Genomic DNA, 12,555 nt, shown 5'->3' with positions numbered 1-12,555 from the left:
GTCACACACGAGATTCAGATGGACGATCAATCATTAAAACAGCAGGCACTTTACTATCACGAATTTCCAACACCAGGAAAAATCAGCGTTACTCCAAGTAAGCAGCTGGTCAACCAACGTGACTTAGCGCTCGCTTACTCACCAGGTGTCGCAGCACCATGTTTAGAGATTGAACGTGATCCTTCAACAGCTGCACTTTATACCGCTCGCGGTAACTTGGTTGCTGTCGTTAGTAACGGTACAGCAGTATTAGGTTTAGGTAATATCGGTCCTTTGGCGTCTAAACCTGTGATGGAAGGTAAAGGCGTACTCTTTAAAAAGTTTGCTGGTGTCGATGTATTTGACATCGAAATTGCTGAAAATGATCCAGACAAAATTGTAGATATTGTTGCAGCATTAGAACCAACTTTTGGTGGTATCAACCTTGAAGACATCAAGGCGCCAGAATGTTTCTACATTGAGCAAAAACTTCGTGAACGCATGAATATTCCTGTGTTCCACGATGACCAACACGGTACGTCAATCATTGTAGGTTCTGCCCTACTCAATGCCTTGTTACTTAACGGCAAGAAAATTGAAGAAATCAAAATCGTTGCTTCAGGTGCAGGTGCAGCCGCACTGTCTTGTTTAGACCTGTTATGTGCATTGGGCGCGAAAAAAGAAAATATCATTGTTGCGGATTCGCGTGGTCTAATCACCACCAAACGTGAAGGTTTGGATGACTCGAAAAAACGCTATATGCAAGACATTGAAGGAACGCAACTTGCTGATGTAATTAGCGGTGCGGATATGTTCCTTGGTCTTTCTGCAGCGGGTATCTTGACCAAAGCTATGGTCAAAGAAATGGCTGAAAATCCAATTATCTTTGCTTTGGCTAACCCAGACCCAGAAATCTTGCCTGAACATGCGCATGAAGTACGTCCAGATGTGATTATGGCAACAGGTCGTTCGGATTATCCGAACCAAGTTAACAACGCACTTTGCTTCCCGTATATTTTCCGTGGTGCATTAGATGTTGGCGCAACTACCATCAACGAAGAAATGAAAATTGCTTGTGTACACGCAATTGCACGCATGGCACACATTGAAGCAGATGCAGCAACTTATGGTGAAAAATCTGCATCATTTGGTCGTGACTATTTAATTCCACGCCCACTTGATCAGCGTTTAATTCTTGAAATTGCACCTGCAGTTGCTCAGGCAGCAATGGATTCAGGTGTAGCAAGTCGTCCAATTCAAGACTTCTCTGCATACCGTCAGCGTTTGTCTGAGTTTGTATATAACTCGGCATTTATGATGAAGCCTATTTTTGCTCAAGCAAAAACTGATCCTAAACGTATTGCTTATGCAGAAGGTGAAGACTTACGCGTCCTTCGCGCAGTACAAATTGCAGTGGATGAAGGCTTGGCTAAACCAATCCTTGTAGGTCGTACCTCAGTAATTGAAGCGAACATCAAAAAGTTAGGTTTACGTCTTGAACATGGCGTGAATATGGAAATAGTAGACCAGGAAAACAACCCTAACTACGAAAAATTTGCAGATGATTACTACACCATCATGCAGCGTAAAGGCGTTACACCTGAATACGCGCAGCGTGAAGCACGTCGTCGCTCTACCCTCATTGCAGCAATGTTAGTGAAGCATGGTTTAGCCGATGGTATGTTATGTGGTACTTATTCAAGCTACGACATTCACCTTGATTTCGTAAAAAATGTGATTGGTCTAAAAGAAGGTCGTACTAACTTCTTTACCCTTAACGCATTGATGCTTGAAGATCGCAACTTGTTCATTGCCGACACTTATGTCAACACAAACCCAACTGCTGAACAGTTGGCTGAAATGACACTTTTAGCGGCTGAAGAAGTACGCCGTTTTGGTATGACACCACGCGTTGCTCTACTTTCTCACTCAAGTTTTGGTTCTGACCAACAAGACTCTAGCGCACAAAAAATGCGTAAAGTCTTTGAAATCTTGAGTGAGATTGCACCTGAGCTTGAAGTTGAAGGTGAAATGCACGGTGATGCAGCATTAGACGAAAATATCCGTCATTTTGCTTTCCCGAACTCACGCTTCAAAGGTTCTGCAAACTTGTTGATTATGCCGAACTTAGATGCTGCCAATATTTCATTTAACTTGTTGAAATCGACTTCAGGTAACAATGTTACGATTGGCCCTATCTTGTTAGGTGCAGCAAAACCTGTACATATTTTGACTCCGACTGCAACGACACGTCGTGTTGTGAATATGACTGCACTCACTGTTGCTGAAATTCAACAAACAGCACAAGTTAAAGCATAAACCTATATTTCTGAGTGACTGACTCAGAATTATAGACTTGAGAAAACCTCTATTCTGTAGCATGATTGCTTGAAGAATAGAGGTTTTTTCATGCAAGTTTATTTAGTAGGCGGTGCAGTTCGAGATCACTTACTCGGGCATCCCTATCACGAAAAAGATTATGTTGTGGTTGGCGCAACGCCCGAACAACTTTTGGCTCAAGGTTTTCAACCTGTGGGCAAAGATTTCCCTGTTTTTCTTCATCCTGAAACCAAAGATGAATATGCACTTGCTCGTACAGAGCGCAAATCTGGACATGGTTATCACGGTTTTGAATTTCATACCGACCCAAGCGTGACTCTAGAAGAAGATTTAATCCGCCGTGACTTAACCATTAACGCCATGGCAATGGATAGCGATGGCAATGTCTACGACCCTTACGGTGGACAGCAAGATTTGTGCAATAAAGTGCTGCGCCATGTATCCAATGCATTTGTAGAAGACCCGTTACGAGTACTGCGCATTGCCCGTTTTGCGGCACGTTATCATGCTTTAGGCTTTGTGGTTGCCCCTGAAACCTTGTTATTAATGCAAGAATTGGCAGAATCTGGTGAGTTACATGCGCTGACACCTGAACGCGTATGGAAAGAAACTTCACGTGCCTTAATGGAAGCACGTGCCGATGTTTATTTTGAAACATTGCGTGCCTGTGGTGCTTTAAAAGTTTTATTTCCTGAATTAGATGCTTTATTCGGTATTCCACAGCGTCCTGAATATCACCCTGAAATTGACAGTGGTGTGCACACCATGATGTCACTACAACAAGCCTGTCGTGCCAATTACTCACTCGATGTACGCTTTGCAGTGTTATTGCATGATTTAGGCAAGGCCTTGACCCCTGCCGATGAATTACCACGGCACATTATGCATGAAGAACGTGGGATTCGACCTGTAACGGAAGTGTGTGAACGCCTGCGCGTACCGACCAATACCAAACAACTTGCACTTGCTGTATGTAAAGAGCATTTAAAATGCCACCAAGCATTGAGCTTAAAGCCTGGCACGTTATGGCGCTTATTACAGCGTTTGGATGTCTTGCGTCGTCCTGAGCGTGTAGAAGCCTTTGTACAAGCCTGTGAATGTGACTCTCGTGGGCGTTTAGGTTTGGAAGATCGTGACTATCCGCAAGCGAGCTATATTTTGGAAGCGATTCAAGTGGTACGCAGCATTAAGGCGCAAGACTTACCTGCCGATGTCCAAGGCCCCGATATTGGTGAAATGCTGATTGAACGACGCATTAAAGCGATTGAGCAATTAAAGGCACGTCACTTGGCTGCTACTGCTTAGGCTATTTAAGTCTATAGAACGTCATTACATGCGTTCTTTGATCTATCATTCTTAACCTATTTAAGTCAGCCTAAATTTCTGATCGAAAAGCCGTAATCTTCTAAAATATAGAAGCTACGGCTTTTTAGCTCAAATAAATCCTTCTTGAAATAAGAAACTGTCTTTTGCTTTTAGGCAAGCTGCGCAGGAAAGCTAATCACTTGCTCTAAACGCATCTGCTCAGTTGCAATCATCAATAAGCGATCTATGCCCAAGGCGATACCTGAACATTCAGGCATGTTCGGCAACGCAGCCAATAAATATTCATCAATTGGCATCACATGTAAACCAAGTTGTGCGCGTTCTGCATTATCGGCTTCAAAACGAGAACGCAGCACAGTAGCATCAATCAATTCATCATAGGCATTGGCAAGCTCTAAACCTTCGATATATAGCTCAAAACGGGCTGCGACCAATTCCCCATCATCATCTGTTCTGGTTTTAGCCAAAGATGCTAATTCAGGTGGAAAATCGGTTAAAAATACAGGAGCATCAAAGCCCAAACTTGGTTCTACAAAATGTGAAAACAATAGGTCGATGTAGCCTAGACGGTCATCACCCAAATCCAGATGCAAACCCACACGATGACAGCAGTCTTTCAATTGTTGCAGACTTGCCTGTAAAGGATTTAAATCCAAACGATCCATAAATGCGTGTTTATAACTCAACACTGTTGGACGTACTTCGCCAAAGCGTTGTTTTAACGTCAGATTAAGTAAATCTGTCACCTCAAACATAAGCTCTTTCAGGCTAAATTCGGGACGATACCATTCCAACATGGTAAATTCGCTGTTGTGTTTACGTCCATGCTCATCATCACGAAAGACTTTGCAAATTTGATAAATAGCACCACTACCACTGGCCAATAAACGCTTCATGGCAAATTCAGGTGAGGTCTGTAAATAGTGCGTATGCAATTTGCCCTGCACATGGCGCTGTGCTTGTACTGAAGCCAAATGCACATCTGTCACTCCTGCCTGTGACAAAATTGGCGTTTCAACTTCAAGTACTTCACGTTTCGCAAAAAACTGGCGTATTTGTGCATACAATTGTGCACGTGCGCGCATGCTGTTTAAGTCGCAAGTTGGTTGATATTGGAGATTTGAACTCATGCTTGCGGGCCTCCGTGTGCTGCCCATTCACGACGCAGAGGATAGGTTTTTCTTAAATGATCAAAAGCCTGCTGCTCAACTTTGCCCGCTTTGACACAGGCACGTAAATTGGCATCATCCTGTGCAATATCATAAATTTGACTTAAATGTGCATGCAGACTATTTTTCAAATCTTGGGTTTTGAAATATTGCGCGCAGCTTGGCAATTGAGTTTCAAATTGTTTTGTGGCATCTAAACCAAAATTTTCACAAAAAGCCTGATAAATCATTTGTGTGCCGCGTGCCTTGCCTTCTAGGCTATACCCTGCAATATGCGGGGTTGCCAAAGCAAGCAAATCTAATAATTCTGCAGAGATTTCAGGTTCATATTCAAAAACATCTAATACCACTAAACGCTGAGTATGTTGAATATCCTGCATTAAAGCCGCTTCTTCTACCACTGGCCCACGCGCTGAATTAATCAGAATGGCTTGAGGCTTCATACATGCCAAACGCGCTGCATTAATTAAATGATGAGTAGGATGTTCACCAGTTTCTGTTAATGGCACATGAATGGAAATTGCATCTGCCTGTTGTAATAGTGCATCTAAGTCACATTGCTGCACATTGGGCAACTGCACAAATGGATCGTATGCGATGACATCCCAACCTAATAATTGTGCCATTTTGACCAAGCGCGAGCCGACATTGCCCAGTCCAATAATGCCAAGTTTAAAGTTTTGATTGGCATGTAGTAATTCAGGCTCGAGATGAAGCAATGCGGTAATCACATACTCACTCACCGCCTGCGCATTACAACCTGCCGCATTTGACCATGCAATGCCCTGCTGCTCGATGGCTGGGATATCAAGGTGGTCTGTGCCAATGGTCGCGCTGCCAATAAATTGAAGCGCGGTCTGTTGAATCAATGCTGCATTCACTTGGGTGACGGAACGAACTAGCAGCGCATCAGCATCTTGCACATCTTGATGCGTTAGACGGCGTCCAGCCTTGTGCTCTATTTCTGCCAAATCTGCAAAGAAATAATCGGTATATGCCAGATTTTCATCTGCAATGATTTTCATAAAGCCATCCCATGTGTGTTTGCTTGTTTATGATAGCTTGAGTTGTCTAGGATGACTATGATTGTTGAGATTAATGCAGAATTGTTGAACAGCAAGCCGACGATTCATTTAGGTGGAAACATGCACGTCTATATAAAAGTTGCATATTCACAGCAAAAAAATCAGCCACCCGAAGGTGGCTGACTGCTATAGATTAAGCGAGTGAAATCTTAACCAATAAATTTACGCGCATTGCGGAACATACGTAACCATGCACCATCTTCAGTCCATTCTTCAGGTTTCCAAGAATGTTGAAGCGCACGGAAATTACGTTCAGGGTGCGGCATCATAATTGTTGCACGACCATCTTTTGAAGTTACGCCTGAAATACCTTCTGGCGAACCATTCGGGTTCATTGGATAATGTTGAGTCGCATTTCCGTGGCTATCGACATAACGTAAAATCACTTGGTTACCTGCATTTAAGGCTGCCAAATTAGCTTCAGGTGCAACGACACGACCTTCGCCATGCGCCACCGCGATTGGTAAAATCGAGCCTTCCATATCTTGCAATAATACAGAATTCGATTTTTCCACGCGTACATTAACGCTACGCGCTTCAAACACTTCTGAGGTATTACGATGGAAACGTGGCCACGCTTCTGCACCTGGAATGAGTGGTGCTAATTGTGACAACATTTGACAACCGTTACAGATACCCAGTGAGAATGTTTCTTGACGGTTAAAGAATTTCTCAAACTGGTCACGTAATTTCGGGTTAAACAAGACTGACTTTGCCCAGCCACCGCCCGCACCTAAGACGTCACCGTAAGAGAAACCACCACACGCAACCAAGCCTTCAAAGTCGTCTAAATCGACACGCCCTGCAAGCAAGTCACTCATGTGTACGTCAACGGTGTTAAAGCCGACTTTGTCAAATGCTGCCGCCATTTCTACATGACCGTTTACGCCTTGTTCACGTAAAATCACCATGTTAGGACGACGTGTGTTGATGTATGGCGCTTCAACTGGCTCATTTAAGTCAAATGTCGGTTGAGCAATTAAGCCTTTGTGGTTCTTATCTGTAATCAAGGCAAATTCTTGATCAGCAGTTTCTGAGTTGTCACGTAAACGCTGGATTTGGTGTGATACTTCACTCCAAGCCGTTTGCAAATCAGCACGCTCAAGCACTAAGCCATTTACAGCAAGTTGGTCGGTGTTATTAACTGTACCGACTACCGAAATTGCATCTTTCAGAGTAGATGCAGCAACTTCAGTAACTAAGTCAGCCCAATCCGCTTTAGAAATTTGTAGTACTGCACCAATTTCTTCAGCAAACAATGCCGCAACAGATTGATCTTCAAGCGCTACGCCTAAACGCGAAGCGAACATCATTTCTGTCACAGTTGCCAATAAACCACCATCACCGATGTCATGGTAAGCTTGAATCAAGCCGCGGTTATTCCAGTCTTGTACCAAAGCAAAGAATGCTTTGAATTCGTCAAAGTTATCGACATCTGGTGTTACTGAACCAATAGCTTTATAAACTTGCGCTAAAATTGAACCGCCTAAACGGAACTGACCTTTAGACAAGTCAATACGTACCAATACTGAATCGGTATTTTTCAATTCAGGGGTTAGTGTTTTACGTACATCGGTCACTGGTGCAAATGCAGTAATTACACCTGACATTGGTGAAGTTACAGATTTATCAACACCTTCGTCATTCCAAGTGGTACGCATAGACAATGAGTCTTTACCTACTGGAATTGCAATTCCTAGCGCAGGACACATTTCCATACCAATGGCTTTTACACCTTCAAACAAAGCTTGGTCTTCGCCTTTTTGACCTGCTGCTGCCATCCAGTTTGCAGATAATTTAATGTCGCTGATCTGGTCAATTTTGGCTGACATGATATTGGAAATAGATTCTGCCACTGCCAAACGCGCAGATGCTGCAGGGTTTAATAAAGCTACAGGTGGACGTTCACCCATCGCCATTGCTTCACCTGTAAAGCCTTGCAAGCTGGTAGTGGTTACTGCTGCATCTGCAACAGGCACCTGCCATGGGCCAACCAACTGATCACGTGCAACCATACCTGTAATTGAACGGTCACCAATCGTGATTAGGAATGATTTGGACGCAACAGTTGGATTCTTGATGACACGGTAAATCGCATCTTTCAGATCAGTAACTTGAGCTGCATCAAAATCATCACCTTGACGCTCAATGCTTTCATAAGAACGGCTCATGCGTGGCGTACCACCTAACAAGACCTGCATTGGCATATCTACAGCTTTGTTATTGAACAGTGGATCTTCAACCGTTAAATGACGCGCTTCTGTCGCTTCACCCAATACTGCAAACGGACAACGCTCACGCGCACAGATTGATTCAAATAATTCTAAAGAACTTGGACGGATGGCCAATACATAACGCTCTTGCGCTTCGTTTGACCAAATTTCCATTGGTGACATGCCTGGTTCTAAAGATGGAATCTTACGCAAATCAAGTACAGCACCTAGTTCGTGATCATTCACCAACTCAGGCATTGCGTTCGAAATACCACCTGCACCCACGTCATGCACTGATACGATTGGGTTAGCATCTTCCAAACGCCAGCATGTATCAATCACTTCTTGGCAACGGCGTTCCATTTCTGGGTTTTCACGTTGTACTGAAGCGAAGTCAAGATTTTCACCCATGGTTCCGCTATCTACAGAAGATGCAGCGCCACCGCCTAAACCGATCAACATCGCAGGGCCGCCTAAAACGATTAATAAATCGCCTGGCTGAATTGGGTCTTTTTCGACATGGTCTGGACGAATGTTGCCGTAACCACCTGCAATCATGATTGGTTTATGGAAGCCTTTTACTTCACCATTCACGTTTTGCTCGAAAGTACGGAAGTAACCATTTAACGCAGGACGACCAAATTCGTTGTTAAACGCTGCACCGCCCAATGGGCCTTCAATCATAATTTGTAATGGCGATGCCATACGTGAAGGCTTGCCATAGTTTTCTTCCCAAGGCTGTTCAAAACCAGGAATATTTAAATTCGATACTGTAAAGCCTGTTAAACCTGCTTTTGGTTTACCACCACGACCTGTCGCGCCTTCATCACGGATTTCACCACCCGAACCTGTCGCAGCACCTGCAAATGGTGCAATTGCAGTTGGGTGGTTGTGTGTTTCCACTTTCATAAGAATGTGGGCAGCTTGGCTCTTATATTTATAAACGTAGTGACCTGTTGCAGCATCTTTTTTCGGATAGAAACGCTGCGTATCAAAACCAACAATCACCGAAGCGTTGTCTTTGTAAGCCGACAATACGTCTGTTGGTGATTCTTTATAAGTATTTTTGATCATTTGGAACAATGATAATGGCTGTACTTCGCCATCAATTGTCCATTCAGAACCAAAGATTTTGTGACGGCAGTGCTCAGAGTTGGCTTGTGCAAACATCATCAATTCAATGTCATGCGGATTACGGCCTAACTTGATAAATGCTTCGGTTAAATAATCAATTTCTTCATCAGACAAGGCAAAACCAAACTCACTGTTGGCTTTTACCAATGCCGCTTTGCCTTCACCCAAAATATCAATGCTATTTAAAGGTTTTGGTTCAGTTTCAACAAATAACGCTGCAGCATCGTTAATGTGGTTAAACACACTTTCGGTCATGCGGTCATGCAATACTTGTTTTACTTCGTTTGAAACGTCTGTAATACCTTTTAAGGTAAACAAAACACCGCGTTCTAGGCGGTGTACAGGCGTATTACAGTTGGCAAAAATATCGGTTGCTTTTGATGACCAAGGAGAAATTGTGCCCACACGTGGTGTCACTAAAATTTGAACTTCATCACTTGCAGCTTGGCGTAATTCAAAAGATGCACCATCGTTTAAAAGCTGTAAAGCAGATTGCTGTTGTTGCTCGTCGAGCGCTTGGTCAAATAAATAAACCCATTGGCTATCGAAAGATTGAACAGAACTCATTGACGCTAAACGGTTTAAGAGTTGAGTTTTCTTAAAAGATGAATGTGCAGGTGCACCGGCAACGATAAACATGCTGATTTTGGCTCCACGGGCTGATCTTTTGGACCATGCCACAATGTGACTTGAAGAGAGCGCATATTCTACTGTGAAATGCCATAATCAGCTAGATGGAAAATGGTTTTCTTGGCGCGTTTCGGCAGTAAAACTTCCGAATGTTGATTTAAAGCCTCTATTTCAGATCAATGTATTCAAGATTCGTGCTTTAAATTGCACAAAGCACTCTCACTGTGGAAATTACTGAATGATTGATGCTGTTTTTATTTTCTATGCCATCTGTTTACACACAGATGCTCTAAAGATCAGGACATGACGCTCAACTTCCGCCTTGCTCAATATCAACTAATCAAAGCACCTCAAATTCAATACGTCGATTTTTCTTACGTCCTTGTGGCGTTGTATTGTCTGCGACAGGCTGATTAGAACCTTGACCTTCGGTGCTTAAATGCGTTATCGCAATACCTTTATCGATCAAATAATTTTTTACCGCGCCTGCACGTGATTGGCTTAACACTATATTTTTATGCGCATCGCCCGAACTGTCTGTATGTCCAACAATTTTCACTTTTTGGGTGCCAACTTGCTTCAATGCCACAGCCATTTCATCCAGAATTTTTTGCCCTACGTCAGTCAAAATTGCACTGCCCGATTCAAACTCAACAATCCTGTTTTTGAGCGCAGCATCCAGCATTTTTTGTTCATACTGACTCCCCGAAAGCTGTGTGTTCAAACGATAAGGCTGCTGTACCAAAGCCTGAAAATTTGCTGTCGTGGCTTGAATTTGATGAGCAGCATTCACTTTTCCTTTCAAATCAACTTGAGTCCCTTTCACACGTAACTGCCCTTGAGAAATCTTTTTTAACTCTGCTGTAATCATACGAGTGACTGAATCATCCCAACCATTCGGTGCAGCAACTGCACGGACTTGAATTTTATCTAACACCTGCGATTCACCATACACAGCTTGCATTTTCGCCAAAATGGCTTGTTTACTTGCTTCGTTTGGCACCACACCTTCTATAACAATGGGCGCTGCATAGATCAAATGACTTTGGACTAAAAAACACAAGCCAATAAGTAGACTTACGCGAATACGTTTTTGATTATTTTTCATATTTATTTATCTAAAAAAGTTTGCCTAAACAGCTTCAAGGCTTGGTTAAGATTTAACTGCCGCTGACAAAGTAATTGTTCCAATGTTGCAAGACCTGCATTTTGTTCTAAATAAGCATCAATCCAAGTGGCTTGAATTAAAGAAACCCAATGTTCACCCTGCATATTTTGAATAAATAGATCGCGCAGCGTCATGACATCAGCCCCCTGAAAATCAATGATCAAAATGGGTGCCTCAAAATGTAGTATCCCCAGCAAAATTTCAGTATGATGCGCGCCTAAAAACCGCCCGATCATGCCCATCCAAAATGCTGCGATTTCAAAGCAATATCGCGGATGATTCAGCGGTAAAATCATCACTTTGTTTAAACGACGAGTGCCATTTTTGAGGACGGGTTGCAGTAAAAGTCCCAACCCAATCATACTCTGAGCCAAGTCATTGACACTGATTTTCATTAATTGTGCCAATGAATGCGTGCTGTGTTTTTCATAAAAGTCTTGGTATTCTTCTGCACTCAAAAGTTGAACCCTATTCGGCAATTGATTCAACAGTTCAAATGACATATTGGGATCACGGATATTGCTTAAGACCTGATTGCGTTGCAATAAATCAGTCCAAATAGCTTTGTAAAAAAACGGCACAAATAATAACTTTTGACTCGGCTGTTCGACCTCAAACAACTGCCCCAGTAGCATTGGAAATGCCCGCCCCGAGCTATCTTGGCTCGCCTTTAAATTAACAGCTAAAAACATTGGTTCTGCTGGATGGGCAATCAAAAAATCTAAAGCAGGCAAAGTTGCATAACGCTGTTTAAAATCTGCGCTCTGCATGGCATGTTCCAGTGCATTACTAATCCACTGATCGAGCTGCTGAATGAGTTCCGATTGCCCTTTAGACTTTATAAAATCACCACGGGCAGGTATTTTCCATACAAATACTATTTTTAAACTGCCAGCATAAATATTTTAAATGCTTAGCATTCAAAACCAGTTGACAAAGGATATCTTGATTTCTAAAGAGAAAGGAAAATAAACTCTATCTTCCTTCAATTGTTTGATACTGCAGTCAAAGTATCCCCACCATGCTTGGTCACTCTAGGTCGACACTGGATCTTCATTGCATCACTCACGAATGCGTTATCGCTGGCTTTGCTAGACCAAATATATGCCTCGCCTGGCTTTAATGCGCCAAGCTTCTCAGGTGTTAAAGACTTCAATCCAATACAAGCTTTCTGAATGTGTTTTAACCAATCTGGAGCATTAAACTTATGCAATATTATCTGAGATGAAAGCTGGATGAGCTCAACTGGAACAGATGGTGGATCTTGGCTAGCAATCATCACACTGGTACCTTTATGACGCATTTCACGAACCGTTTCTACAAGTCCTTTTACTAGTTCTGGGCTATCGATGTACTTATGGCACTCATCAAAAACTATCAGTTTAACGTGCTCTGCATGATTTACATCATGCAGAGCAAATCAAACGTATTTGGAAAGAAAGTTTAGGTCGATATGGTGTGCGTAAGGTCTGGCAACAATTGAAACGTGAAGGTTATGTTATCGCACGTTG

At 42.8% G+C, this 12,555-nt stretch carries 9 protein-coding genes and 1 pseudogene; 4 read left to right on the top strand and 6 right to left on the bottom strand.

The window, feature by feature from the left end:
• Positions 1 to 18: 18 nt before the first annotated feature.
• Positions 19 to 2,298: an NADP-dependent malic enzyme gene (locus tag FTU39_RS08530; protein ID WP_004972754.1), complete on the top strand. Its 2,280-nt coding sequence runs from the start codon at positions 19 to 21 to the stop codon at positions 2,296 to 2,298.
• A 90-nt stretch (positions 2,299 to 2,388) separates the two neighbouring features.
• On the top strand, positions 2,389 to 3,624 hold the full coding sequence (locus tag FTU39_RS08525) for a multifunctional CCA addition/repair protein (protein WP_004972751.1): 1,236 nt from the start codon (positions 2,389 to 2,391) through the stop codon (positions 3,622 to 3,624).
• 170 nt (positions 3,625 to 3,794) lie between these two features.
• Here FTU39_RS08525 and epmA read toward each other — a convergent pair whose 3' ends face one another.
• On the bottom strand, positions 3,795 to 4,775 hold the full coding sequence (gene epmA / locus FTU39_RS08520) for an EF-P lysine aminoacylase EpmA (protein WP_180052006.1): 981 nt from the start codon (positions 4,773 to 4,775) through the stop codon (positions 3,795 to 3,797).
• A complete protein-coding gene (locus FTU39_RS08515; RefSeq protein WP_004972744.1) occupies positions 4,772 to 5,839 on the bottom strand; it encodes a 4-phosphoerythronate dehydrogenase in 1,068 nt (355 codons plus the stop codon). The genes epmA and FTU39_RS08515 overlap by 4 nt, the downstream gene beginning before the upstream one ends.
• Before the next feature lie 51 nt (positions 5,840 to 5,890).
• On the opposite strand from FTU39_RS08515, the gene FTU39_RS13840 reads away from it, so the two are divergent.
• A complete protein-coding gene (locus FTU39_RS13840) occupies positions 5,891 to 6,022 on the top strand; it encodes a hypothetical protein (protein WP_256732322.1) in 132 nt (43 codons plus the stop codon).
• A gap of 26 nt (positions 6,023 to 6,048) precedes the next feature.
• Here the strand turns inward: FTU39_RS13840 and purL are convergent, their stop codons facing one another.
• The 4 genes from purL to FTU39_RS08495 all read right to left on the bottom strand — a co-directional run bounded on the left by purL (position 6,049) and on the right by FTU39_RS08495 (position 12,347).
• A complete protein-coding gene (gene purL / locus FTU39_RS08510) occupies positions 6,049 to 9,885 on the bottom strand; it encodes a phosphoribosylformylglycinamidine synthase (protein ID WP_179989408.1) in 3,837 nt (1,278 codons plus the stop codon).
• A gap of 331 nt (positions 9,886 to 10,216) precedes the next feature.
• Complete coding sequence (locus FTU39_RS08505) at positions 10,217 to 10,984, bottom strand: OmpA family protein (protein ID WP_180008701.1); 768 nt, start codon at positions 10,982 to 10,984, stop codon at positions 10,217 to 10,219.
• Positions 10,985 to 10,986: 2 nt separating this feature from the next.
• Positions 10,987 to 11,946, bottom strand: coding sequence for a type VI secretion system-associated protein TagF (gene tagF / locus FTU39_RS08500; protein ID WP_180052068.1), 960 nt, complete (start codon positions 11,944 to 11,946; stop codon positions 10,987 to 10,989).
• Positions 11,947 to 12,029: 83 nt separating this feature from the next.
• Positions 12,030 to 12,347 carry a hypothetical protein gene (locus tag FTU39_RS08495; protein WP_257222792.1) on the bottom strand — a complete coding sequence of 106 codons (318 nt, stop codon included), beginning with the start codon at positions 12,345 to 12,347 and terminating at the stop codon, positions 12,030 to 12,032.
• An 83-nt stretch (positions 12,348 to 12,430) separates the two neighbouring features.
• On the opposite strand from FTU39_RS08495, the pseudogene FTU39_RS08490 reads away from it, so the two are divergent.
• Positions 12,431 to 12,555 (top strand): annotated as a pseudogene (locus tag FTU39_RS08490) (IS3 family transposase); the annotation flags it as partial.

Origin of the sequence: Acinetobacter sp. YH12099, from assembly GCF_013419195.1 — a bacterium.
Taxonomy (GTDB): domain Bacteria; phylum Pseudomonadota; class Gammaproteobacteria; order Pseudomonadales; family Moraxellaceae; genus Acinetobacter; species Acinetobacter towneri.
The sequence above is the reverse complement of the archived record's forward strand: the minus strand, read 5'-3'. Positions and strand labels throughout refer to the sequence as shown.